This window comes from Pelatocladus sp. BLCC-F211 (assembly GCF_041928655.1).
In the GTDB taxonomy this organism is placed as follows: domain Bacteria; phylum Cyanobacteriota; class Cyanobacteriia; order Cyanobacteriales; family Nostocaceae; genus Pelatocladus.
The window spans coordinates 1-25,668 of record NZ_JBHFLM010000201.1 but is presented as its reverse complement, the minus strand read 5'-3'; the positions used below and the strand labels follow the sequence as shown (position 1 = coordinate 25,668).

Sequence of the window (25,668 nt, the reverse complement as noted above, 5' to 3'; positions counted from 1 at the left end):
AGCTATGAAAGATCAACTTACTAAAAACCAGACCACTGAGCTAGAACTGTCTCCCAACAACCCTATTCTCTGTGTCCAAGACTTGGGTCGAAAAGTTGAGGAAAGTTGGATCTGGAGTAACTTAAATTTTCAAGTATTTCCAGGGGAAAAAATCGCAGTGGTAGGTGCTTCTGGATCTGGTAAAAGTTTGCTGCTACGAGCATTAGCTGGTCTCGATCCAGTGCAAGCAGGACAAGTTATTTTTCACCAAAAGCCAATTCACTCCTATTTTATGCCCATTTATCGTTCCCAAATCATTTATTTGCACCAGCGACCAGCTCTTTGGGAAGGAACTGTAGAGGAAAATCTTCAGCAAGTTTACCGATTAGCAGTCCACCGCCATCAAGTTTATAAACACGAGTTGATTCTAAACTATCTGCATCTTTTACAGAAAACGCCTGATTTTTTGCACCGTCCTGTAAGCGCTCTTTCTGGTGGTGAAGCGCAGATTGTTGCCTTTTTGCGAGCTTTGCAACTTTCACCTTCTATACTGCTATTAGACGAACCAACCGCCTCACTGGATGCGATCACTGCTCAAAGTTTAGAGGCTTTAGTTGCAGTTTGGCAAAATGAACAACCTTACAGGGCATATTTTTGGACAAGTCATGATCCTACCCAGTTGGAACGCATTACCAACCGCCAAATTACCCTAAAGGAAAAAGACTAATGGAAACCAATTATATCCAGATTAGTTATGGACAATTGGCTTTGGCGACTTTGTTTATTGTCGTCAATATAGGTCTTTCTTTTAGTCTGCGGTTGGGACTGGAACGGAGTCTGGGGATAGCCTCACTACGGATGGTCATACAGTTGCTACTAGTGGGTTACATATTGCAGTGGGTGTTTACTCTGAGCAATCCTATATTAATCATAGTTTTGGCTTTGGGCATGACATGTATCGCTGGTGTATCTAGTGTCAACCGTACACGTAGGCGTTTTCCTAGTATTTATTGGAACAATTTTATTTCGCTTTTGAGTGGTTCATTTTTAGTGACTGGGATAATAGTTAGTGGTATTCTACGTGTACAGCCTTGGTACGAGCCTCAGTATTTGATTCCACTTTTGGGTATGGTCTTGGGTAATGCCCTGACTGGTACATCTTTGAGTTTAGATCGGTTAAATCCTAATGATGCCATCCGCTACCAGATTGTAATTATTTTTGCACAGGCAGCAGGAGTTGCGATCGCCACAATGGGTGTTGTCATCTTAGCTTTTCTTGTTCTGTTTAATCTAAATCACCAGCTTACACATTTATTACGTAAGTAAAAATAACAAATTACAGGCGTTACATCTGCACATGGTGGTGTGAATGAGGATTGATATTTTACTCAGGGTTTACAAAAGAAAATCAATACGCGTTTTACCATTAATACTCAGTTTGATACTGGTTTTGTTTGTAAGTAGCCAAACTATAGCCGTACCAACAAAATCCACAGAGATATTATGGGATACTTTTGGCGTTCCGCATATATACGGTAAAGATAACCAGAGTGCATTTTATGCCTTCGGTTGGTCGCAAATGCAAAGTCATGGAAATTTGCTTTTACGTCTCTATGGTCAAGCACGAGGACGCGCAGCCGAGTACTGGGGAGAGAAATATGCACAGTCAGATCAATGGGTACTGACGACTGGAATATCAGAACGCGCTCGTACTTGGTACAAGGCACAGAATCCAACTTTTCGCAGTTATCTCAATGCTTTTGCGGCTGGGATCAATGCTTATGCTTCCCAAAATCCGAAGTTGATTGACAATGAAGTCAAGGTAGTGCTACCAGTCAAGCCGGAAGATGTCATGGCTCATCTACATCGGGTACTCAATTTCACCTTTGTAGCTAATCCAGAGCAAATATTAGGCTTAAGCAAAGAAAAATTGCAAGCAGGATCTAATGGTTGGGTGATCGCACCAAGTCATTCTACCAGTGGCAAGGCAATGTTGTTAGCAAACCCACACCTACCTTGGTCAGATTTATTTTTGTGGTATGAAGCCCAGATCACCGCGCCAGGAATTGATGCTTACGGAGCAACACTTGTGGGTATTCCTGTATTGGCGATCGCATTTAACAACAACTTGGGCTGGACTCACACTGTTAATACCTACGATGGCTGGGATGTTTACGAACTGACATTGGCGGATAAAGGTTATCGCTTTGATAACAAAGTTCGTAACTTCGACACAAAAACCCTCTCGTTGAAGATCAAACAGAAAGATGGCTCCTTGCAAGAGCAACCATTAGTAGTGAAAACTTCTGTTCACGGGCCTGTAGTCACAGAGAAAAATGGTAAAGCTTTGGCGCTGAGAGTAGCAGGTCTTGACCGACCAGGTGTACTCCAGCAGTGGTGGGATATGGCACGTTCCCAAAACCTCAAGCAATTTGAAACCGCACTCAAGCGCCTACAACTCTCAATGTTTACGGTAATGTACGCGGACAGAGAAGGGCATATTATGCACCTATTCAACGGTCAAGTTCCGGTACGTTCTCAAGGAGACTTTGCATATTGGCAAGGTGTGATCCCTGGTGATACATCTAAAACCTTATGGACAAAAATTCATCCTTACCAAGATTTACCACGGATAGTTGATCCTAAAAGTGGTTGGTTACAAAATACAAATGACCCACCTTGGACAACTACATTTCCAGCCGCAATTAATCCAGAGAATTACCCACCTTACATGGCTCCTCGTTATATGGATTTCCGCTCACAAAATTCTGTAAAGATGTTGGCTGAGGATAAAAAAATATCTTTTGATGAAATGGTTGCATACAAGCACTCTACCCGGATGGAATTGGCTGATCGGATTTTGGATGATTTAATCCCAGCTGCACGCAAGTATGGTAATGATTTAGGACAGCGAGCAGCTAGTGTCTTAGAAGCCTGGGATCGCCAAGCCAATGCAGAGAGTCGGGGAGGAGTACTATTTGCCTTTTGGGTGCAACAGATAGACTTAGATAAAACTTTTAGTAAACCTTGGAGTGAAAAATCTCCCCGCACTACACCCGATGGTTTAGCTAATTCTCAAAGTGCAGTTGCTACACTCCAAACGGTTGCAGCACAGCTAGAAAAAACTTATAAAACGATGGATGTAGCGTGGGGGGATGTTTTCCGGCTACGGTTGGGGGATATAGATTTGCCTAGTAATGGCGGGGATGGTAACTTAGGAATTTTTCGTACAGTCGATTTTGCTCCTAGTGAAAACGGTCAGTTCCAAGCGGTTGCAGGAGATTCTTATGTTGCTGCAATTGAATTTTCTAACCCAGTACGAGCAATGGTACTAACTACCTACGGTAACGCAACTCAACCCGGATCACGCCATAGTAGCGACCAGTTACAGATGTTCGCCAACAAAAAGTTGCGTCCTGTGTGGCGCGATCGTTCAGATATTCTTGCTCATCTAGAAGAACGTAAAGTATTCTAGAGAGCCGGTCAAGTAATAATGATTGACAAAATAAAGAAAAAAAGTTTTCTGCACCACTAAGCTTCACGACTTTATTTTAAATGTACAGCTTTTGATTCATGGGAGAATTATGCCAAGCCTTCTGCGCTATCACCTGCCGTTAACCTAATCAAACCAGGCTGATTTTGTCCTCTGAATTAACTCAACGAAACAAGGATTTATTCTGTTATGTGTGTATACCCGATGACTCGAAGAAATTTACTATCTTGCTTACTACTAGTTTCTCTAGTTTTTACTGGTGCTTGTTCTAACCAGACTTCCGACAATAATTCGATCAATACCACCAGCCGCTCTTCCACCAATAAAAAAGTAATTCGCATTGCCATTGGCACCCAAGATCAAACCATTAACACGGTAACGGGAGGTGCTGTCATTCGAGAGGAGAAACTTTTAGAAAAGTACTTACCTAAAACTGGTAAATATGAAAACGTAGAATACAAAATCGAGTGGACAAGCTATACATCAGGGCCTCCCATCACCAATAAAATGTTGGCAAATCAAATTGATATTGGTATGATGGGTGACTTCCCATCAACCATTAATATGACAACGTTCCAGCAGAAGGGAAATGGTGTAAGAACAATTTACATTGCCAGCCTTGCCTATAGCCCAAATGGAGCGGGGAATGCTGTGATGGTTCCCAAAAATAGCCCTATTAATAGTTTAACTGAGTTGAAAGGCAAGCAAGTTTCTGCACCTTTTGGTTCAGCTGCTCACGGAATGTTGTTGAGAGCTTTCAGGAATGTAGGGATAGATCCGCAGAAAGATGTAACTCTGATTAGCCAAAGTCCAGAAGTTGGCGGAAGCAGTTTGAAGACAGGTCAAATTGATGCCCATGCTAACTTTGTTCCCTTCGGTGAGCTATTTCCTTTTCGGGGTTTTGCTCGAAAAATTTTCGACGGAGCAGAGACAGGAGTTCCAACCTTTCATGGAGTGTTAGTCCGCTCAGATTTTGCTAAAGAAAATCCGGAAATTGTTGTGGCTTATCTTAAAGCATTGTTAGAAGCAAATAAGATGTTCCGAGAACAGCCAGAGGCCATGGCAACGAATGTTGAGAAATGGTGTGGGGTTGAGCGTGAAGTAATGTACATGTTTTTTGGCCCCTCCGGATTACAACAAATTAATCCCACAATTCGTCAAGTTAACTTTGATGCTCTAAAAAATAGCGTTGTCACCTTGAAGCAATTGGGTCGGTTAGATGCTAGTGTCAATCCTGAAGATGTGACAAAGTGGGCGGATGATAGCTATTTGCGGCAAGCCATGAAAGAAGTTGGTCTCAATTATGATGAGGTTGCAAATGCAAAAGACTTTGTGATTTCCGGTGAAGATGCCCAAACTAAGGAACCGATTAAAAATCCGAAAATGGCTGCTCAACTCTGGCTCAAAGGTAACGATAAAGTGATGAATTTTGCCTCCATCAAAAACATGATGGCAATGTCACAAAAGCTGAAGGCTGAACGTAAACAGGATGAAGGGGTAATCTTCGTTCACGATCGCAACAATGGTTGGAAACTGCTAGCCGAAAACTCCTTCTATGTTCAAGATGGTAATGAAATTTCTGCATTCTTAACTCAGAAAAATGCTCAAGATTTTGCTCAAAAATCAGGTGTCAAAGTTGTTGATTTTAAAGGATTACAGCAATCCTATGCTCAAACTCAACAACCATCGAAGTTATAAAAATTAAAGATAGCTTTGAACATTGTTACAAAACAGCTGCGAAATTTATGAGAAGCTAGGTTGGGGACACCTACTATCTAGAGGTATTCAATGTCTGGCCCGTTTTCTGAGCGTTCCTCACTCAAAAGCAAAGTGTTTGGAGGCTTTAGCGCCACAATCGCCCACTCATTGAATCTGTTACACCGCCGTGAGCGATTCTCCAAAGGAGAGGGTACGCCAACGCCCTTCCACTTCTTTTTTAGCCCCAAGGGATTCCGGCGGGTTCTTTCTCTAGTGTTATTTTTTGGTGTTTGGCAATTTCTCTGCACCATCAAATTCAACTTCTTTATTAACTTCACGCTGATACCATCACCCTTAGAAGTTCTGGGGTCAACCATCGAGTTCTTCTCCAACAACCCGATGCTGCACATTTGGGCCAGCACAGTTCGAGTCATATCTGGCTTTGCGATCGCTGCTTTGGTTGGCATTAGCCTGGGCATCTTAATCGGCTGGTTCCAGCAGATTGAAGACTTGATATTTCCACCCTTGGAGCTATTGAGACCGATTCCCGCCGTAGCCTGGATTCCGCTTGCAATTCTGATGTTTCCCTCTTCAGAATCTGGAATGATTTATATCACCTTCATCGGTGCGTTCTTCCCAATTCTCATCAGCACCATCCGAGGCGTCGAGAATACAGATTTATTACTGCTGCGGGTGGGTCAATGCTTGGGAGCAAAGCAGTGGCATCTATTTAAAGATATTGTTGTGCCAGGAGCAATGCCCAGTATTGCCAGTGGTCTGGTGATTGGCATGGGTAACGCCTGGTTCTGCTTAGTCACGGCTGAAATTCTGGCAGGTCGTTATGGCATAGGCTATCTGACTTGGGAGTCCTATGTGACATCGAACTATCCCCCCATCGTCATGGGAATGTTAATGATTGGTTTAATGGGTGCTTTTAGCACTTATGCCGTTGATTGGCTAACTCGGTTGCTGATGCCGTGGCGAGTGACGAAGAAGCAGAATCCATAAATTGATCGAACAAGGCAATAGGCAATAGGCAATAGGCAATAGGCAATAGGCAATAGGCAATAGGCAATAGGCAATAGGTAATAGGTAAAGTTATTACTGTACGTCCAGGAGATTTACCACAAATGGCAACACTGGCGAATATAAGTTCGGTGCGATCGCAAAAGGGATTCGTCGAAATAGAGAATTTGTCTGTCTGTTTTAAGCGGAAGGGTCATACGGTACAGGTTTTAGATTCGATCAATCTTCAACTCCATCCTGGTGAATTTGCTTGTTTATTGGGGCCGTCAGGTTGTGGCAAATCAACAATTCTGAATGCGATCGCTGGATTTATCAAACCAACTAGTGGCAATGTTTTTGTTGACAAACAACAAGTCAGTACTCCAGGTGCTGACCGGGGTTTTGTTTTTCAGCAGTATTCTTTGTTACCTTGGAAAACCACATTTCAGAATGTCGAATTTGGGCTAAAGATTCGGGGAGTACCAAAATCAGAACGCCAGGAGTTGGTGAGTGATTACTTAAATCGAGTCGGTCTTTATAAGCACCGACATTCCTATCCTCATCAACTTTCAGGCGGAATGCAGCAACGTGCAAGTATTGTCAGAGCGTTAGTCAACTCTCCTTCAGTACTACTGATGGATGAACCGTTTGCAGCTTTGGACGCCCAAACACGTCAGATGATGCGAGAGCTATTGTTAACGATTTGGAGTAATTTCCAAACAACGGTGATTTTTGTTACCCATGATATTGAGGAAGCTGTTTTTCTGAGTGACAAAATCTTTGTCATGGGTTTTAATCCCGGTAATATCAAAGCGAAGATTGATGTACATCTAGAACGTCCTCGCCATATCGATAGTCTATTGTCGCCTGAATTTGTGAAAATGAATCGGCAAATTTTTGAGTTAATTCGAGAAGAAACACTCAAAAGTATGGAGTTAGATTGAATCAGTAAACAGTTATCAGTCATCAGTGAACAGTGAATAGGGAGCAGGGAGCAGAGGAGCAGGGGAAGAAAATTATTAACTGACAACTGATAACTGATAACTGACAACTGATAACTGCAACGGCTAGAGAGGAGATCAAAGTGGATATTCAAATCAACACACAACGGATACAGACAGATGTTCTGGTCATTGGCGGGGGTACGGCGGGAACAATGGCAGCAATTAAGGCCAAGCAAGCGAATCCCGATGGTGATGTGCTGATTTTAGAAAAGGCAAACATTCGTCGCAGTGGTGCGATCGCCATGGGTATGGATGGAGTCAACACAGCTGTGATTCCTGGCAATTCCACCCCAGAGCAGTATGTGCGCGAAGTGACCATTGCTAATGATGGTATCCTAAACCAAAAAGCAGTTTATCAAACTGGTAAACTTGGCTTTGAGATCATCCAAGAACTGGAAAGTTGGGGAGTTAAGTTTCAAAAAGATACTCAAGGAAATTACGACTTAAAACAAGTGCATCGGGTGGGAAAATATGTATTACCGATGCCAGAAGGCAAGGATCTCAAAACGATTTTGACCCGTCAGGTGAAACGACATAAAGCCAGAGTCACCAATCGCGTTATGGCAACTCGTGTACTCGTGCAGAATGGGCGTGCGATTGGGGCTGTTGGGTTTGACGTGCGATCGGGGGATTTTGTCGTCATTCAAGCAAAGGCAGTAATTCTCTGTACCGGAGCCTGTGGGCGTTTGGGGCTACCTCTGTCTGGCTACCTCTACGGTACTTATGAAAATCCCACGAATGCAGGGGATGGCTACTCGATGGCATATCACGCCGGAGCAGAGCTAACCAATATCGAATGTTTTCAGATTAATCCATTGATCAAAGATTATAATGGACCCGCCTGTGCTTATGTTGCTGGTCCCTTTGGTGCTTACACCGCCAATGCTGAAGGTTATCGCTTCATCCGGTGTGATTATTGGAGCGGTCAAATGATGCTGGAGGTTTGGAAAGAACTTCACTCTGGTAAAGGACCGATCCAACTCAAAATGACCCACCTCGATGAAGATACGATCGCTGAGATTGAATCCATTCTTTGGTCAAACGAACGCCCTAGTCGGGGGCGGTTCCACGAAGGGCGGGGAGAAAATTACCGCACTCATGGCGTAGAAATGCACATTTCTGAGATTGGTTTGTGCAGTGGTCACAGCGCATCTGGTGTTTGGGTAAATGAGAAGGCGGAAACAACTGTACCAGGATTGTATGCAGCAGGGGATATGGCAAGTGTTCCCCATAATTACATGATTGGGGCATTTGTTTTTGGACGATTAGCAGGTACACGTGCTGTAGATTACATCCAAGACTTGGAGCATATCGAGCCTGACTTAGACTTTTTGGCAGCAGAAAAAGCACGGATCTATGCTCCGCTGACTCGCCCGAATGGTATTCCACATACACAAGTGGAGTATAAATTACGCAGACTTGTCAACGATTATCTACAGCCGCCCAAAGTTGGTCACAAAATGGAAATTGGGTTAAACTACTTTACCCGCTACAGCGAGACTTTGGACATGATGGGCGCTCGTGATCCCCACGAACTGATGCGGTGTATGGAGGTTCACTTTATTCGAGATTGCGCGGAAATGGCAGCCCGGTCATCGCTGTATCGGCGAGAAAGTCGTTGGGGATTATACCACTATCGGTTAGACTACCCAGAAAAAAATAATGAGGAATGGTTCTGCCACGTTAACTTGAAAAAGCATGAGTCGGGAGAAATGATTCTCTTTAAGCGCCAGATTGAGCCATATGTGGTGGAGGTGGATCTAGAGAAAGAAGTTTACGATGTTGCGGTTCGCTAGGTTTGCGTCAAGTTCAGAGGGTTTTTAAACGCAGAGTTTTTGTGAATTTGTGTAATGTTGTACTAAGTTTTCAAAGCAGGAGGGTATCAAATTTATGGCTTTAGCAATCCAAAGAGTGGATGTTCCGGTGATTGTTGATGAGTCGAAGTGTCTGGAAAAATGTACGGCTTGCATTGAGGTTTGTCCGTTAGATGTGCTGGTGAAGAATCCGGAAACAGGCAAGGCATATATGAAGTATGATGAATGCTGGTTTTGCCTACCCTGTGAGAAAGAATGCCCTACAAACGCAATCACGGTGCAAATTCCATTTTTGTTACGGTAATAGCTGATAGTGAATGTAAATAATAAAACATGGTTGCTGATACAAATTCTGAACTGAACCAATGGTTAGACATGCTGCGATCGCCTGAGTTAAGCGATCGCTTAGTGGCGGTAAAAACTCTGCAACATTTAGGTGAGGAAGCAGCGCTACAGCCATTGATGACGGCACTAGAGGATGAGAGCTTGGCTGTGCAGAAGTTAGCAGTAACAGCGCTGTGGGAGTTGGCAAATCCTCATGCTGTTCCAGCTTTATTGACCTGCTTAGAATCACCTGATGCAGAAATTCGTCAAGAAGCACTATCAGCTTTAGGGGAGTTAGTTACACCTGATCATCTGCTGCTGCTTTTGGATGCTCTGCAAAAGGACAATTTAAATGTACAGATCAGTGTGCTGACTCTGTTAAGGAAAATTCATGATGTTCAGTCTCTACCTTATGTGTTGCCCTTTTTTGAGGCGGAACAGCCAGATTTACGAGAAGCAGCAGTGACAACGCTCCGGTACCTCAACCAAGTCGAGCGATGTCAGCCAGCCTTGGCGTTAATCGCAGATTCCGATGCAACAGTGCGCCGTGCAGCTGCCCTGACGCTCGGACATCTGGCAGATCAACAGGTGGTTAGCTTGCTGTGTCAAGCGCTGACAGCGGATGATGATTGGCAGGTGCGCCGTAATGCAGCTAAATCCCTGGCACTCCATGCATCGCCGGCAGCATTGCCAGCGCTGACGATTGCTCTAGAGGATGAACATTGGCAAGTCCGAAAATTTTCGATTCAGGTATTACACAAAACACCAGATCATCGGTTTTTACCTGCATTAGTGAAATCATTGACTGATGAATCCTCAGATGTGCGTCGAGATGCGGCGATCGCCCTTGGTATTCTCAAGAATCCCGCCGCGATCAATGCTCTTCAGCAAGCGCTAGACGACCCAGATCGAGACGTTTGTATTTACGCACAACGAGCCATTCAAGCTATTCAGGAATCGCAGCAGGGATCTGCCCATGCCTAGTGACGATTCTCCTTTTGAGCAAGCTAGTGCAGAAAATTCAGGAAGAATAGCTGACTTGCAGATGGGCGATCGCCAACAAGCAGTTATTAACTGTCTCAAGCAAATCACCGAACCAATTCTCAAAAACAATATTGTCAGTTTGGGAATGGTTCGTAATCTACGGGTTGTAGATAACTATGTTTACCTGCGGCTTTACGTTGGGCAGCATCAACACCACTTAGAAGAGCAAATTCAATCGGCTCTGTCAACTTTATCCTGGTGTAAAAAGGCATACATTCATATTTGTACAATCCCTGGAGTCAAAACAACTCTAGCAATTTCTAGCGGCAAGGGTGGCGTTGGCAAATCCACTGTCTCAGTCAATTTGGCAGTTGCCCTAAGTTTACAAGGAGCAAAGGTAGGGCTATTAGATGCTGATGTCTATGGTCCAAATGTGCCTCAGATGATGGGGTTGGGACAAACAGGTGTGAACATATTGGACACCCCAAACGGTCAACGTTTTGTGCCTCTAGAAGCTCACGGCATTAAGTTAATGTCAGTTGGGTTACTAGCAGAACCCGATCATCCCTTAGCTTGGCGTGGCCCTGTTTTACATAAAATTGTCACACAGTTCATCCATGAAGTTGCCTGGGGCGATCTCGACTACCTACTGATTGATCTGCCACCAGGTACAGGCGATGCCCAAATCACAATCGTGCAGGAAAGTCCTATCTGTGGGGTGATTTTAGTTGCAACACCACAACAAGTGGCAATCTCAGATGTCCGGCGTAGTATTTATATGTTTCGTCAGGTGGGTGTTCCAGTTTTAGGGATTATTGAAAATATGAGCTATCTCATCTGTGAACACTGTGGAGAACCGACTCCCATTTTTGGCAGTGGTGGTGGTCAACAGCTAGCAACAGAACTTTATGTCCCGTTGCTTGGACAGATACCTATCGATGCACGAATTTGTACGGGAGGTGACATCGGACAACCACTGACTTTAACAGATCCCACTTCTACAGTCGGCCGGGTATTTGTGCAAATAGCAGCTTCTTTAGATGCAACATTTGACTGTACTAGTACAAAAAGGCAAAAGTAAAAAGTCAAAAGAAAGAACACTTATGCTGTAAGCTTTTTACTTAATTTAGTCCTGAATTTTTAAGCACTAAAGTGCTTACTACAAACCCTCAATCACTTGAGAGACTACTACTGCCTTAACAGAATGAATTAGATAAAGATATATAAAGACTAGCTAAAGATTTAGTTAAATATGAAAAATTTCTATCATCAAAATACACTTAACGCACGATCATAGGAGATTATCAGTCTTCCGCACGATGGAAACATTGCTCACCAGTGCTGGGTATCAGTGTTATTGGTGTGGATTATCCCCTGCGGGCAATCGGGGTGCTACCAATCATAAAAGCCAGATTTAGTTTCTCTGGACTTGATCATACCTAAAAGTATATGGTTATGAGCTTTGTGAGCAGTTATGCGAAGTTGCGTATTTTCACAATATTCTGAGTCTTCATTGTGACAGCCGATACTGGCTCCGCACACCGTCGCAACTCTAATTATGTTGGAGCGTCGGATTTTCCCAGTCAGCCGCTATCTGCTGATGCTGTACTCTATACAATCCAAAAATATTTAGGGTGCATACGATTTCTCTGGTGACTACTAACTAAATCAACCTCATTTATTCTGTGTGAAGCTATGGGAACTGTGTTAATTGTCGAGGATTCATTAACGGATATGCAAATCTTGATCGGCTGTCTTCAGAAAGGAGGCATCGATGTCTTAATTGCTCAAACTGGAGAAGAAGCCATTGCCACTATTAGCCGACAGAAGCCGGATGTCGTTCTCTTGGATGTTGTTCTACCTGGCTGTAGTGGATTTGAGGTTTGTCGTGAACTTAAGGGAAACGCCGATACAAATAAGATTCCGATTGTCCTATGCTCTACTAAGGGAGGCGAAATGGATAAATTTTGGGGTATGAAACAGGGAGCATCTGCTTACTTGACGAAACCAATCGACCAAGAAGAACTGGTGCAGACAATTAAACAGTTCATCAAAAGTAGTGATACCTGAAGCAACTCCAATGACTAACTTTTCATTCCTGCCAAATTCAAGCTCATCCCCTGAGAATAGGCAAGACTCAGCCCTGGTATCGGTTTCAGCCCAGAGTGAACAATTTTTACGGCTACATCTTGTGCAAGACATGACGGCTCTGTTACCCATTCAACAGGTAGCTGAGGTGCTGACAATTCCGATTGGCACAATTGTACCAATTCCTCATATGCCGTCTTGGGTGATGGGAGTTTATAACTGGCGGGGTGAAGTTCTTTGGATGATCGATCTTGGCCACCTATGCGGACTTGCTCCCTGGTACGAACAGATAACTAGTCCTTCGGTGTATGAAGCGATCGTGTTGGAAGTGGCTGATGAACAATCCACAAAGACTCAGCCGAAAAGTCAGACGCTGGGGCTAGTCGTTGATCGAGTCGAAGATATTGAATGGTGTGATTGGCAAGCCATTCAATGTCCTCCAAACTTCACGCTCAATCCGAAGTTAACACATATTTTGCGCGGATATTGGTGGAAATCTAATGATGTGATGTTAGCAGTTTTAGATGGTTCTGCAATTCTGCGAGCCATGCCCCGGTAGTAAATGTACTCAGACAGGATTAATTACACACATTGTTTTTCTTGTTCCCTGTTTCCCATTCCGTATTCCCTGTCTTGGCTAAGAAATTTAATTTTGTCCAACTACTTAACAATGTGTAATTATGGTTCAACAGCCATTCAAATCCGATCGCAGTGAACATAAAACTTCTAAGTTCGCAGATCACCAGAGCACTGATTTAATCTATATAAATTCCACTGATGCTTTACCGCTACAATCACGCCAAACTTCCAAACAGCCCCTGTTGAACAAAATCGAGCCGATCGCCGACAACTTACAAACGCCTGTGGGAGGCAAACTGGTTCGCTGGTGGCAAGGCGTGCATGTGAGAGCAAAAGTCACCTCTTTGGCGGTGATGATGAGTACGATTCCCGTCTTAGTGATTGGGAGAACTGCTTATTATTTTGCCGATCAGTCAATTACTCAGCAAGTGGAAGCTTTTGGCAAAGCAAAGGTAGTTGACTTGCAACAGAAAGCGAACCTGTTTATGCGTCAACGTTTTAATGACATCCAAGCGATGGCAAGCCTAGATGTTTTTACCGATCCCCAGTTGCGATCGCAAGCGACAGTCGAAGATCAGGTAGCAACTCTTACCCGCCTCATGAATAGCTATGGCATCTATGATAGTATTGCAATTTTTGATTTACAGGGAAATGTAGTTGCTCAAACAGCAGGGCCTCCTCTTGGGAACCAGCTTAACCAAGATTATATTCAAGCTGCCTTAAAAAACAACGGAGCGAGCATCAGCCAGCCAAGGCTTTCGGAAAGCTCAAAGGTTTATGCTCTTTATGCAGCTTCTATTATTAAAGATAAAACCACAGATCGACCCATTGGTTTCATCCGGGCGCGTGTGCCGATGGAATTTTTGGATGAGGTACTCCGAAATTATGGAACTCAAGGAACACAGTATTACTTGATCAATACTGCTAACGAGATTTTTCTTGGCCCTGAAGGCTCTACTGAAGGGACAAAGGTGATAACATTTGATGCTGCAAATCCAGCCACAACGGAGCGTCGAGAGGAATACAAGAAAATTATTGCTGAAGAAGTTTATCCTTTATTTGAGCGCATCAAGGCAGCCAATCAGGTTAGCACTATTATTTCCTACAATTCAATCACCAGGACTGAGCATCTGCTCACCTATAGTCCTTCTGTTCAGCTACGAGGATTGCCAAATCTCAATTGGCAGGCGATTGTATCTGTTGATACAGAGACTGCTTTCGCTACGCAACGACAATTTCTGCTGACGCTGTCGATTGGAACTGCGATCACCGCCTTATTGGTAGCTGCGATCGCAGCGATGATTGCCAACCGCGCAACTCGCCCAATTCTAGCAGCAGCAACGGCAGTTGAAAAAATTGGTCAAGGAGCATTGGGAACTCGTTTACGCTTTCAGGGAACAGATGAAATTGCTTCACTGGCAAGCAACATCAACCAGATGGCACAACAGTTGCAGGAGTCTTCAGGAGCACAAGCGTTTGAAACAGCGCAGGAGCGCTTACTGACGGCAGCCAAAGGATCTGGGGCATTACGGACACCGGATCTGCAAAATATTTTTGATCAGACCCTTGAGGGAACCCGAAATCTCCTGCAATTGGATCGGCTGGTGATTTATCGTTTCGATGCTGGCTCCAGTGGAGGCATTATCTCAGAATCTGTGGCAGAAAACTGGTCAAGTGCCTTTGAACTTAACGTCAATGATTCCTGCATTCCTCAACTAGTCCGTGATGCTTACCATCAAGGCCGAGTTCTGGTCGCAGATGATATCTCCCAGGCAGAGTTTCATCCCGAACATCTCAAGTTGCTAGAGCAGTTACAAGTTAAAGCAAGTTTGATCATCCCCATTCTCAGTGGTAATGAGATTTTCGGGTTGTTAATTGCTCATAGCTGCTCAAGTTTGCGTAACTGGCAGCAGTCCGAGATTAATTTCCTCAAACGCTTAAGCAATGAACTTGGGCTTTCGATCTACCGAGTCGATTTGCTAGAGCGAACCATCCATCTAGCAGAAGAGCAGCGTCAACTCAAAGAAAGGCTGCAAAAACGGGCATTAGAACTGCTTAAAGAAGTAGATCCCATTAGCCAAGGAAATCTGATGATCCGGGCAAAGGTCACGGATGATGAGATTGGCACGATCGCAGACGTCTACAATGCTACTGTGGCTAGCTTGCGGAAAATAGTCCTGCAAGTCCAGGAAGCCACTAATCAAGTAGTTGTCACAACGGACACAAATGATACCTCAATACAATCTTTATCAGCAGAGGCATTACGGCAAGCAGAGGAAGTAACTGCTGCCTTAAAACTCGTGACAACAATGGCAAACGCTGCCCGAGAAGTTGCTGCCAATGCTGCACAGGCAGAAGAGGCTGTGAAACTCGCAGATTTGACTGTAGCTGAAGGAGATGCTGTCATGAACCAAACGGTGGATGGAATGCAGGCAATCCGGGTAACGGTTGCGGAGGCCGCTAAGAAGGTGAAATATTTGGGAGAGTCCTCACAAAGAATTTCTAAAGCTGTTGAGCTGATTAGTGCCTTTGCTGCTCGAACCAATATTCTAGCTATCAATGCTTCCGTGGAAGCTTCCCGCGCGGGATCAGAAGGAAGGGGTTTTTCCATGATTGCCGATGAGGTACGGACACTGGCACGACAATCCGCAGAAGCAACAGAAGAAATTAGACAGTTAGTTCTCAGTATTCAAGCAGAAACAAGAGAAGTGATTACAGCCATGGAATCGGGGACAGAGCAGGTTGTGACCGGAACCAAGCTCATAGACGACACTCGCCAAAGCTTAAATAAAATTACAGCAGTCAGTTCTGAAATTAGCCAACGGGTTACTACGATCTCTCAAGCAACGATTTCTCAATCTCAAACATCCGAAGCTGTCACCCGAACTATGCAGGATGTTGCCTTGATCGCCAATCAAACTTCAGCAGAAGCCAATCAAGTCTTATCGTCGTTTGAGCAATTGCGCCAAGTAGCGCAATTATTACAGGAGAGTGTCGGGCAATTTAAAGTTCAGTAGTCAATTGTTAATTGTCAATTGTCATTGGTCATTAGTTATTCTCCCCATCTCTCGTGTCCCCGATCCCCGATCCCCGTTACCCCTTATCCCCAGAGGGGGCCCCACCTTCCCCGATCCCTTCCCTGTTGACAGACTACTATGGCAATTCCCCCTGATATCCGTGACCAAGCCTACCAATTCTTCGTTGAAGAGGCACCTGAGTTACTGCAAGTACTCGAAGTTGGATTATTGTCGCTCAACCAAGAGCGGAGCACAGCCAAAGTCCACGACTTAATGCGTACTGCTCACACCCTCAAAGGAGGAGCCGCTAGCGTTGGGTTAAGTGCGATCGCAACGCTGGCGCACCGTCTGGAAAACATTCTGGGAGCTTTCTATGACGAAACATTAGAAATTGATACAGAGCTAGAAACCTATCTATTACAAGCTTACGACTGTCTCCGTATACCCTTGATAGAACAAATAACAACAGGGTGTTTTGACCCAGAGGCAGCTTTGGCGATCGCTGAACCGATTTTTAGCCAACTTGAGGCCCGTTGTGGAGATGCACTATTCAACACAGATCGATATATTCCGAGTTCACCCGATTTAGGTGTCAATCTGGTGACTGACATTTTTACTGTGGATGTTGCTCAAGGATTGGAGCGGTTGGCAATGGTTATTGCCGCTCCTCATCAGTATCAAGTTGCAGGAGAGTTGCGGGCGCAAGCAGAAGTTTTTGCCGGATTTGCCGAACTCTTGAACCTGCCAGAATTTGGATCAATTGCCAAAATGGCTCTCCAGGCTCTAGAGGCTTACCCGTACCGTGCCTTGGAAATTACACTATTGGCATTGATTGATTTTGAGCGATATCGAACTGCGGTACTCTCAGGCGATCGCGTTCAAGAAACAGGTGCTTCGGCTTCCTTAATGGCCTTGGCAAATACCACAACGACCACTTCATCAATTTCTGAGCAATTGACTGTGGTGCAGCCAATTCCGGAAACAGAGTCAGTTATCTCTGACCTGATAAACATCATACCTCAGTTTGAGGACGCTAACCCAACCGCAAGTTTGTCAACTTCAGTCTCTGTAAGTAACGATTTATTACACCTCCAAACTGAAGATCCTGAACCGACAACGGCAGTCGAAATTTCAAGTGTTCTTCAAGCAGAAGAAAATGGAGATGAGTCAGGCAGTGCGGAATTTGTGGCGTCCCCAAAGCAGGAGTTCCAGAACCCTGAGCAGCGATCGCACCTCATTCCTCAACATCAGCTAAATCTCTCCCCAAAAGCCATTCCATCTGAGCTTGGTAGTGCCCTGCAAGTCAGTCAACCGACCGAGCCATACCAGACAATTCCCCCATTCTACGTTCATCAGGTTGAATTGCCAACCAATCCAAGTTTGACCGTTCGGGTAGACTCAGAGCACCTAGAAAGCATGAACAACCTTGTGGGCGAACTGGTTATTAGCCGTGAAGGGCTTTTCCTCCAAAATGAGCAGCTTCAAGGAGGATTGCGAAACTTGCGGCAGCGGTTTGCCCGATTGCAGAGGCAAATGAACCAGTTGCGGCAACTGTGTGATCAAACGCTGATGATGCCAGAACGTGATCGTCCTCGTGAAGCTGTTCCACAACAAAGTCACCTCTTGGAGACCAACAAAACTCAACACGTTGCTGCCAGTGGAGATCATCTAACTACGCCCGATTTTGATTCCCTGGAGATAGATAGATATGGAGCTTTGCACTCCCATGTCCAGGAGATTGTTGAGGAGATGGTGCAGCTAGAAGAAATTACTGACGACATGAACTTCTTTGCCAAGCAGTCGGAACACACCCTCGCTCAACAGCGACACATGCTGACAAACCTACGGGATGACCTGCTGCGAGCGCGGATGTTACCCTTGGGCGAAATTTTGAATCGTTTTCCTCGTGTATTGCGAGATCTGTCCACAACCTATCATAAACCTGTCACCTTAAAGTTTACTGGTGCTGATGTATTGGTAGAAAAAGCGATCCTAGAAAAACTTTATGACCCATTATTACATTTACTTCGCAATGCTTTTGATCACGGTATCGAACCACCAGAGGTCAGACGACACCACTCTAAACCAGAACAAGGGCAGATTGAAATTTGCGCTTATCATAAAGGCAATCAAACAATTATTGAAGTAAAGGATGATGGTCAAGGGCTGAATTTAGAACGGATTCGCAGTCGAGCGTTAGAATTAAGCTACTTATCAATTCAAGAGGTGGCGATCGCTCCTCCAACCCAGCTCTACGAGTTGATTTTTGAGCCAGGATTCTCAACAGTTTCTCAGGTGAATCAGCTCTCAGGGCGAGGCATTGGTCTGGATGTGGTGCGATCGCAATTACAATCAATCAAAGGAACAATTACTGTGAAGTCTGTTCCCCACCTGGGAACAACCTTTACCTTATATTTGCCGTTAACTTTAATCATGGCCAGATTAATGATTTGTAGTAGCGGTTCGACCACCATTGCCTTACGCACTGACAGCGTGGTTGAAATATTAGCACCTCAAACCGTCCAAATCAGACAATCTGGAACACAGCGCTTCCTATTTTGGGAAGAAAAAATTATTCCACTTTATCAACTAGCTGACCTTTTAGATTATGGCTGTCCGCTACCAGAAACCTCTCCTAGTCGGATATGGGCTTCTATCTCTGCACCCGAATCTTGGGAATTGCCAGTATTGCTCCTCACCCATGATCGGCAGCTAGTGGCTTTGCAGGTTAATCAACTGCTGACCGAGCAAGAGTTAGTGATTAAACCCTTTGGTGGTGCGATCACACCACCTAGCTATACTTATGGCTGCACCATTTTGGGAGATGGCAGTTTGATTCCTGTGATTGATGCTGATAGCCTCTTGAACTTTGTGCAAACGCAAAACAGGGATACACTTAGCAATACATCTGGTTTGCGATTTCCATCTCAGACTGAAAGTATATCAGTTCGTCCGTCTTTGAGTCCCAGCAAACCCGTTCTAGCACCTATGGTTCTGGTTGTTGATGATGCAGTCACTCTCCGCCGCAGCTTGGCTCTTTCCCTAAAAAGGTCTGGTTTTCGAGTTCTACAAGCACAAAATGGACAAGAAGCGATCGAGAAATTACGGCAAAATTCTTCAGTGCAACTCGTAATTTGTGATATTGAAATGCCTCGAATGAATGGCTTTGAGTTTCTCAATTACCGCCGTCAAAATCCTCAATTTTTGCAAATTCCAGTTGTTATACTCACATCTCGTAGCAATGAGAAACATTACCAATTAGCAATGCAATTGGGTGCAACTGCTTACTTTACCAAACCCTATCTGGAACAAGAGTTTGTAATGGCAGTAAACAATATTCTTGCGAACGCTGCTCATAAAAGTAGAAGTTGAAACTGCTCACATTCCGCACTTCAAAATGTATTACTACGAAAATTTGAGCAAAACCAAGTTACAGCGTATTGCAGGTTTATGAGGTACCTTCTAACTTGCACATTTTAGAAGCCTTATATGGCAAAGCTTTTAGCCCTCCTTTGAAAAATGTGCTAGTTAGGAGATGTGAAAAAGCGATCGCACTATTATGGAACGGCAAACTTAAAAAACCTGATTCGAGCTAAACTTGATGCAGCCCGGTTGTACCTAATCATTGTTATGTCTCGTTGGTTTAATACCGCAGCCCCCTGTCAAGCTGACTAAACTCCAGAAACAAATGACTCAAGACCAACCAAGTAGACTAGACCGCATTGAAGTCACTCAAGCAGTCCACAGCCAAATCCTCAATGAATTAGCGATCGCACACCGTGAACTAGCCGAATTTAGCACTAGGCAAGCCCAGAGGCAGCAACAACAGCTTGATCGCCATGATGAAGTTCTCAGTAGATTAGAAAATTCTGTATCTAGGCATGATGAAACGCTTACAAGGATTGAGGAGCAGACTAGACAGAATTCTGAACAGATAAACAGACTGGAGATGCGGATGAATCAGCTAGCCGAACTAGTCACAACTTCAACAACTGAAACCATACAGCTAGTAGCGCAAAACAGCCGAGAAATTCGTGAAATCTGGCGTTACCTACGCTATGAACCCCGTAATGGTAACGGTCGCAGTGAAGAATGAGTAATACTATCAGCCTCCGCTTAATTTCCAACTTTTTAATTCGGAATTGATAAAAGGGGGGTAAACACATAGTCACAGTTTTGACATCGAAAACGTTGGTGCTTTAAACCATCAGCTAATACCTGAAAACCATTTTTTTGAAGTTTCTTTGATTTGCAGTTAGGGCATTTTAGATTCGATGTGTTTGCCTGCACTCGTTGAGACTGTTTTGGGTGTTTGGATTGCCCCGCACATGCAGCTTGGCTACTGCTATTGGTAGTGCTTTTTAAGGGTACATTCAATAAATCAATCGCCCGCTTTTTCGCCTCTTCCCCACGTCGGTCATACTTAGAAGTAGTACTTGGTGATGCATGACCTGCAAGCTTAGATACTGTGACAATATCCGCTCCTGCATCTAATAAATTACCAATAAAAGTTCTTCTAAAATCATGGGGAGTAAAATTTTCTACACCTGCACGTTCTCCACGCCGTTGCAATGCTCGCAATATCCCCTGTTCGCTCATGCGTCTCGGTATAACTTTTTGTCCCTTATCTAAAGGATAAAATAACGGGCCTGGTTCTAGTAGGCGTACTTTTAACCAATCCTTAACTGCTTGTACTCCAGTTTCAGTTAAATATACTATTCGCTCTTTGCCCCCCTTGGTTTCACGTATAGTTAATGAGCGACTGCGCGATCTAAAATCGCTCAAATCAAGATGTGTCACTTCACTGCGGCGCAACCCTACCATCAAAACTGCCAACAGCGCCGCATCACGAATCCCCAAATTTGAGTTGTCCTTTATACAGTTATCCCAGAGCGTAGAAATTTCTGATACAGCCAGCGCCCGCCCTTTGAGTAAACTTTTACCTCGCACAGATCCAATATCAGTTGCTCGCCCATACTCCTCGATAGACATCAACCCCAACCGCCATGCTTCCTTCAACGTCCGCCGCAGGGCACACAGCATCTTGTTCGCCATCGCCGGACTGTATTTTGACATCAACACTGACCGTACCGCAGCAGTATGTTGGTAGCGCAATTTCGACCAATCAAGAGTAGAAGCATCACAACTGTCAGCCGTTAACAACCGAGCTATAGCATTTAACGCTTCTCGCATCGTCCGCCGAGAACCAGAACCAAGACTGTTGAGATAAACCTCAGCTGGGTGTAATGTCAGCGGCACTGGTTCGGTTAACGCCAGTGATTCTGGGTTGAAATTAAAATTGGCATCGGCACGGCTGTTCACAGGCTATTGGTTGGCTGTTTTTGAACAAAGTGGATCTACTTAAAAGTGAGTCATACATATCCTCCATCAAATACAACTTCCACAGCAACAATTTTCTTGTAAGTTCGCACATAAGTTGAAAATTTCATAACCCAATCATAGGGGTTCTGGCTCATGTTGTCGCGGATAAAGTGAAAATTTGTCGCGGACTATATGAAAAATTCCGACACAATTCGCTCAAAAGATGAAAATTTCCTACATCTGAGACACTGTCCAAATGCCAAGAACTTTTGGAGAAGAACCATTCGCTGGTTCCTTGCTCAAGAAAAAAGCACCACAATTACCAATCACACTCAAAAAATTCATACTCAGAAAGTTCGCTCAGATACGTCATTTTAAAGAAAATAGTCTCATTGTATATCTCAACCTTACTTCTAGCAAATAAGGATGCAATAGTTAACTCTTTTAATTCCAAATCCACAGCTAATTTCTTTAAAAAACTTTTACCTTGATTAACAGGACTAGAAAAAGAATAAAAACGTGGTTGTATAATTCCAGATATTTTCACATTTTTGATAGACATCTTGACCAGTAACTTCCAAAAGTAATCTTCGATAATTTTTGTGATAAAACCACAGGATTTGGTCGAAAAACAATTAAATATACATCTAAATAAATCCAGATAATATTGGGGATTAGGTCTTTTAATGAACCAACCATTATAATCAGAGTCAAAGCAATTTTTGTGAGATAATACGAGTTTTTTGAATTCTGAACGCCAATTTAGTGCAACAAAAAAAGCTAAGTCAAAATAACAGTTAGAGCCTTGAGAGTGAAAGAGAGATTTTGCCCGATTTTGAAACCTCTCTCTAATTTGATAAAGACCTCCAAATCTCATTACAGAATGTAAAAGATGTACAAAGTCTCGGAAATTCAACTTGAGAACAGGGTTGATATTTTTATAATGATTGATTACTTCTGATTCTAAATCCACAATCCGACATAGCTTATATACATGTTTTGATAAGGAAACTTGTTCCTCACTCAAAGTTTGTGGTTCGTAATTACGCCAGTCAAATCCACACTTGCATATCGCGATTCTTGGTCTTGACCATTTAATATCTTTACTACATTGGGGACAATAATCAATTAATAAACAGTAATGTAATGGACAAGTTGTGAGCAAAGATAAATCCCAAATTGACCGACAATAAGATGCAGAGCGCAAACAAATGGGACAAAGTTTCACCCTTCGTGTACTTATGGTTTGGATTGGAACTGACTCTCCCAATATCTTTACTGTATTCAGATTTATGCTATGACTCTGTTGATTGGAAGTCCAAGCCATCGACCAAAGAATATCTGACTCTATTTCTGATAGCAGACTCAGTTTCTGTAAATCATCTTTGTGAGGATAAAATAAATTCGCATAAATTCCTCTTTTGTTCAAATCGGACATCTGAAAAATCCAATTAGGAGAAGGATAATAGTTACTTTCAGCAAGCCGAATAATATAACCAGCTAGACTTTCATCTCTGTTAGGGCGGGGTCTACGCAGCAATTTTTCACCTATATGCACTCTCACTCCTTTTATTTATGTAAAATATCAGATGCCTTGGTAGTTTTTTTCTTTGTTTTGATTTTTTTACTTGTAGCTCCTACCATAGCCATTGTTGGAGTATAGAGGTAAGCGTCTTTGACTTCACTTAAAAAATCCGAGTCAATAAAAGGATTTTTCTTACAGGGCTTATCTGCTTTTACATACTTTTCAAAGGCATTAGCTAAGACATTTAAGTCAAGTTTTTCTTGACCATGCTTAAGTGCTAGATGTGTACCATATCGAATTAACTTCATCACATAAGCAACGATACCATCAGAGGCATAATAAAAACGCAAAGCCATTTCCTCGCCAGCTAAAGCAGACTCCTCAATTAAGGGTAGTTGTGACTCCACAGCATGTAGAAAAGTACGAAACTCTCTTCCAGAATCTTCCCAAGAAAAAGGACTGAGGTTGTGTCTATTAGCAAATCTCCGACTCAGTTGAGGATTGAATTGAAAAACTGTTTCAGCTTCAGGCAATCCAATTAAAACCACAGGCACTTTAGTATCTAGAATTAAATCCTTTAACCAGTCAGATACCGTTTTGAGAACTCGTTTTGAATCACGGTCAATAAAATGTTGAAACTCATCCAAAAAAACTAGAGATACTCCACAATCTCTCATCAATCCAATTAACCTGATAGTCTGATTAGAAACAGTTCCCTTATCATAAGCAGGATCTCCTAGCTCCCATAAAAGCTTAGTAACAACACTTTTAACCGTTGCGGGAGAAGGAATTGTGACTTCGAGTACAGGGACAATAGTGCCATCTGGCGTTTGGTATCTCGGATAATTCTGGGCATAACTTTTTAAAATCGTAGTTTTTCCTGCGCCAGTTTCTCCTTTTAAAAATAAGCATTCAGGTTCGTCTTTTAGATTTGAGAAATGATGACAATCATCTATTGCTGCTAAAATTTCCTTGAAGCGAGGATATAGCACATAGACGTTATTAGCAATGTATAACCTTTCTGACAAGGTCATTTCTTTTAAGGGCTTCTGTTCTTGATGCATAAAAATTTATAGCCCTCTTGGTAATCCAATACTGACATCCCATCCAGATAAATCTGGCTTCCATTCATCAGTATCAAAGTCACTAACAGAAACATTTTTAGCAATCTCAGCAGTTGATGGTTTACTTTTTGAACGTTTCCGTTGTTTTTTGGTAATCTCTTTAGTTGTAGTTACTACTGGAGTTTGACTAGCATCACAATTGTGATTAACTTTATCCAATTCCGATGCTTCTATATCGAGAGTAAATAGGGGTGATGAGTAATTGGTTAAGGCACTACCAAGGTCAGATACACCTGTTATTTCACCCGTACAATCTTCTTCGCGATTATCAACTATTTTCTCTTCATTTAGACTGTGACTTATGGTAGATTTTATAATCGGCTCCTGTGGAGGAGGAGAAAATTCCTGGTCGCCCCCCTTTAACTCTTCACGCCCAACCCCAAGCCATCTAGCCATTGCAGTACGAGTTTTACCTTTCTTGCTTGTTTTCCATTCCCGCTCGACAATCTGTTGTATTTTCTCTTTAGCTAAGACCAAAGCAACAATGTCTACGTTATCAACACTGGTGCGTGCAAATTGTTTCACCACTTGGTGCTGCCAAAGACTTAATCCTTTTGTGTAATCTTGAGAAAGTGCCGGAACTTCTAAAAACTGCCCTGTATTTGGGTCTTTAACATAAATTCGGGATAAATCAGTGGGGTCATACTTGACAATTGCTTTTTCAGATTTCAAACTAGAAGAACGCAGACGTGCCAGGTCTGAACTATTGTAAAATAGACCTTCAAACTCCACCCCATGTCTGCTGACTTTACGAGTAGTTATATTACCAATTAAAATTTTTAGTTCTTGATTAGAAGCTGGCAATGCAGGGGGAAACTCGGTGATAGCTTTTGACCATACTTTAGCACGTGGAGACTTTAGTTCTGGATGCGAACTTTGATTATGAATATCGACAATGAAGATATGCAGAATTTCTTGTAGGGCTTCAAAAGAAATTACTGCATTTTTTATCGGGTCGTAATCATACTTTTGAAGAAAATTAGGAAAACTTTTACCCGGCTGGTCACTTAGCAGTTGACTATTTAAAGCCCCAAAGTATCTTTCAATCGCGCTTTTATACCAAGGCATTTTTGGAGGACAATATTGAATGGTGATTCCCAATTGCAGACAAGCATCTTCAAAGTGGGTGCTGTAAAACTCTTTACCATTGTCTACTACAATTACTTCCGGTAATCCATAAGCGTCCCAAGTATTTTCTACACTTGGGTACTCAAAGTGGAGATAATTTTTAGGGCGAATGGTGTGCAGTAAACACTGCATTACTGATAGATAACTTGGCGGTTCAAAACTGGCGTAATAGCCCAGCGTCATCCCTGAATATTTATCTACAGCAGAAGTTAACCAAGGAGTACCAATGGGCATCCGAGTTTGCGTATCCACAACAAATAGCGGCAGTTTGGTGTGGTCAATTTCTACTCTCTCTAAGGGACGTGTAGGGCGTGGACCTTTAAGCACCGGGTCATACATTTGAGAAGCTATCCTCTTCCCATAGCGTTCCTGTGCTATTACTTCTGGCTCTAGTTTAGAGACGAATCTATAGATGGTTGAGCGATGTGGAATTTCTAACTGGGTAATAAGCTGTTCCACATTTAGTTTGCAATAGCAGCATTTCCTTTATTTTTTACTTTTCGTCCCCATTGAATTATTAGTTCTCCCTGATTTAACAATCTATCCAGTAAATTCTTTAACTCATCTACTGATTTAAATAACCG

Annotated in this window: 19 protein-coding genes and 1 pseudogene; 15 read left to right on the top strand and 5 right to left on the bottom strand. The window is 43.2% G+C overall.

Annotation, left to right across the window (positions count from 1 at the left end; genetic code table 11):
* Window positions 1-4: 4 nt before the first annotated feature.
* The 15 genes from ACE1AT_RS24195 to ACE1AT_RS24125 all read left to right on the top strand — a co-directional run bounded on the left by ACE1AT_RS24195 (window position 5) and on the right by ACE1AT_RS24125 (window position 20,081).
* Window positions 5-706 carry an ATP-binding cassette domain-containing protein gene (locus ACE1AT_RS24195; RefSeq protein WP_374873026.1) on the top strand — a complete coding sequence of 234 codons (702 nt, stop codon included), beginning with the start codon at window positions 5-7 and terminating at the stop codon, window positions 704-706.
* Complete coding sequence (locus ACE1AT_RS24190; protein WP_374873024.1) at window positions 706-1,305, top strand: ABC transporter permease; 600 nt, start codon at window positions 706-708, stop codon at window positions 1,303-1,305. Before ACE1AT_RS24195 ends, ACE1AT_RS24190 begins: the two co-directional genes overlap by 1 nt.
* Before the next feature lie 43 nt (window positions 1,306-1,348).
* Window positions 1,349-3,454, top strand: coding sequence for an acylase (locus ACE1AT_RS24185; RefSeq protein ID WP_374873022.1), 2,106 nt, complete (start codon window positions 1,349-1,351; stop codon window positions 3,452-3,454).
* 222 nt (window positions 3,455-3,676) lie between these two features.
* Complete coding sequence (locus ACE1AT_RS24180) at window positions 3,677-5,170, top strand: ABC transporter substrate-binding protein (RefSeq protein WP_374873020.1); 1,494 nt, start codon at window positions 3,677-3,679, stop codon at window positions 5,168-5,170.
* 90 nt (window positions 5,171-5,260) lie between these two features.
* Entirely contained in the window at window positions 5,261-6,178 is a 918-nt protein-coding gene (locus tag ACE1AT_RS24175; RefSeq protein WP_374873018.1) for an ABC transporter permease, read from the top strand.
* A 122-nt stretch (window positions 6,179-6,300) separates the two neighbouring features.
* Entirely contained in the window at window positions 6,301-7,119 is an 819-nt protein-coding gene (locus ACE1AT_RS24170) for an ABC transporter ATP-binding protein (protein WP_374873016.1), read from the top strand.
* Window positions 7,120-7,259: 140 nt separating this feature from the next.
* Window positions 7,260-8,975, top strand: a complete 1,716-nt coding sequence (locus tag ACE1AT_RS24165; protein WP_374873014.1) for a fumarate reductase/succinate dehydrogenase flavoprotein subunit — start codon at window positions 7,260-7,262, stop codon at window positions 8,973-8,975.
* A 94-nt stretch (window positions 8,976-9,069) separates the two neighbouring features.
* Complete coding sequence (locus ACE1AT_RS24160) at window positions 9,070-9,297, top strand: ferredoxin family protein (RefSeq protein ID WP_016868862.1); 228 nt, start codon at window positions 9,070-9,072, stop codon at window positions 9,295-9,297.
* A gap of 29 nt (window positions 9,298-9,326) precedes the next feature.
* Window positions 9,327-10,301: a HEAT repeat domain-containing protein gene (locus ACE1AT_RS24155; RefSeq protein WP_374873012.1), complete on the top strand. Its 975-nt coding sequence runs from the start codon at window positions 9,327-9,329 to the stop codon at window positions 10,299-10,301.
* Entirely contained in the window at window positions 10,294-11,382 is a 1,089-nt protein-coding gene (locus tag ACE1AT_RS24150) for a P-loop NTPase (protein ID WP_374873010.1), read from the top strand. The genes ACE1AT_RS24155 and ACE1AT_RS24150 overlap by 8 nt, the downstream gene beginning before the upstream one ends.
* Window positions 11,383-11,996: 614 nt before the next feature.
* Window positions 11,997-12,371 (top strand): PleD family two-component system response regulator, encoded by a 375-nt coding sequence (locus tag ACE1AT_RS24145; RefSeq protein WP_374873008.1) that lies wholly within the window; start codon window positions 11,997-11,999, stop codon window positions 12,369-12,371.
* A 10-nt stretch (window positions 12,372-12,381) separates the two neighbouring features.
* Complete coding sequence (locus tag ACE1AT_RS24140; protein ID WP_374873006.1) at window positions 12,382-12,948, top strand: chemotaxis protein CheW; 567 nt, start codon at window positions 12,382-12,384, stop codon at window positions 12,946-12,948.
* Between the two features lie 121 nt (window positions 12,949-13,069).
* Window positions 13,070-15,985, top strand: coding sequence for a methyl-accepting chemotaxis protein (locus ACE1AT_RS24135; protein WP_374873004.1), 2,916 nt, complete (start codon window positions 13,070-13,072; stop codon window positions 15,983-15,985).
* Window positions 15,986-16,123: 138 nt separating this feature from the next.
* Window positions 16,124-19,357 carry a response regulator gene (locus ACE1AT_RS24130; RefSeq protein ID WP_374873002.1) on the top strand — a complete coding sequence of 1,078 codons (3,234 nt, stop codon included), beginning with the start codon at window positions 16,124-16,126 and terminating at the stop codon, window positions 19,355-19,357.
* Window positions 19,358-19,673: 316 nt separating this feature from the next.
* A complete protein-coding gene (locus ACE1AT_RS24125) occupies window positions 19,674-20,081 on the top strand; it encodes a hypothetical protein (protein ID WP_374873000.1) in 408 nt (135 codons plus the stop codon).
* Window positions 20,082-20,116: 35 nt separating this feature from the next.
* Here the strand turns inward: ACE1AT_RS24125 and ACE1AT_RS24120 are convergent, their stop codons facing one another.
* The 5 genes and pseudogenes from ACE1AT_RS24120 to ACE1AT_RS24100 form a co-directional block, all read right to left on the bottom strand.
* Window positions 20,117-21,307, bottom strand: a complete 1,191-nt coding sequence (locus ACE1AT_RS24120; protein ID WP_374872998.1) for a tyrosine-type recombinase/integrase — start codon at window positions 21,305-21,307, stop codon at window positions 20,117-20,119.
* 319 nt (window positions 21,308-21,626) lie between these two features.
* Window positions 21,627-22,280 carry a hypothetical protein gene (locus ACE1AT_RS24115; RefSeq protein WP_374873241.1) on the bottom strand — a complete coding sequence of 218 codons (654 nt, stop codon included), beginning with the start codon at window positions 22,278-22,280 and terminating at the stop codon, window positions 21,627-21,629.
* A 168-nt stretch (window positions 22,281-22,448) separates the two neighbouring features.
* Window positions 22,449-22,865: pseudogene (locus ACE1AT_RS24110) on the bottom strand (TniQ family protein); the annotation flags it as partial.
* 11 nt (window positions 22,866-22,876) lie between these two features.
* Window positions 22,877-23,896 (bottom strand): TniB family NTP-binding protein, encoded by a 1,020-nt coding sequence (locus ACE1AT_RS24105; RefSeq protein WP_374872996.1) that lies wholly within the window; start codon window positions 23,894-23,896, stop codon window positions 22,877-22,879.
* Between the two features lie 6 nt (window positions 23,897-23,902).
* Window positions 23,903-25,543: a Mu transposase C-terminal domain-containing protein gene (locus tag ACE1AT_RS24100; protein WP_374872994.1), complete on the bottom strand. Its 1,641-nt coding sequence runs from the start codon at window positions 25,541-25,543 to the stop codon at window positions 23,903-23,905.
* Window positions 25,544-25,668 lie beyond the last annotated feature (125 nt).

Bases quoted from the DNA above. Each gene is read 5' to 3' on its own strand.
- ACE1AT_RS24195 (WP_374873026.1), top strand. From the start codon at position 5: ATGAAAGATCAACTTACTAAAAACCAGACCACTGAGCTAGAACTGTCT.
- ACE1AT_RS24190 (WP_374873024.1), top strand. From the start codon at position 706: ATGGAAACCAATTATATCCAGATTAGTTATGGACAATTGGCTTTGGCG.
- ACE1AT_RS24185 (WP_374873022.1), top strand. From the start codon at position 1,349: ATGAGGATTGATATTTTACTCAGGGTTTACAAAAGAAAATCAATACGC.
- ACE1AT_RS24180 (WP_374873020.1), top strand. From the start codon at position 3,677: ATGACTCGAAGAAATTTACTATCTTGCTTACTACTAGTTTCTCTAGTT.
- ACE1AT_RS24175 (WP_374873018.1), top strand. From the start codon at position 5,261: ATGTCTGGCCCGTTTTCTGAGCGTTCCTCACTCAAAAGCAAAGTGTTT.
- ACE1AT_RS24170 (WP_374873016.1), top strand. From the start codon at position 6,301: ATGGCAACACTGGCGAATATAAGTTCGGTGCGATCGCAAAAGGGATTC.
- ACE1AT_RS24160 (WP_016868862.1), top strand. From the start codon at position 9,070: ATGGCTTTAGCAATCCAAAGAGTGGATGTTCCGGTGATTGTTGATGAG.
- ACE1AT_RS24155 (WP_374873012.1), top strand. From the start codon at position 9,327: ATGGTTGCTGATACAAATTCTGAACTGAACCAATGGTTAGACATGCTG.
- ACE1AT_RS24150 (WP_374873010.1), top strand. From the start codon at position 10,294: ATGCCTAGTGACGATTCTCCTTTTGAGCAAGCTAGTGCAGAAAATTCA.
- ACE1AT_RS24145 (WP_374873008.1), top strand. From the start codon at position 11,997: ATGGGAACTGTGTTAATTGTCGAGGATTCATTAACGGATATGCAAATC.
- ACE1AT_RS24140 (WP_374873006.1), top strand. From the start codon at position 12,382: ATGACTAACTTTTCATTCCTGCCAAATTCAAGCTCATCCCCTGAGAAT.
- ACE1AT_RS24135 (WP_374873004.1), top strand. From the start codon at position 13,070: ATGGTTCAACAGCCATTCAAATCCGATCGCAGTGAACATAAAACTTCT.
- ACE1AT_RS24130 (WP_374873002.1), top strand. From the start codon at position 16,124: ATGGCAATTCCCCCTGATATCCGTGACCAAGCCTACCAATTCTTCGTT.
- ACE1AT_RS24125 (WP_374873000.1), top strand. From the start codon at position 19,674: ATGACTCAAGACCAACCAAGTAGACTAGACCGCATTGAAGTCACTCAA.
- ACE1AT_RS24105 (WP_374872996.1), bottom strand. From the start codon at position 23,896: ATGCATCAAGAACAGAAGCCCTTAAAAGAAATGACCTTGTCAGAAAGG.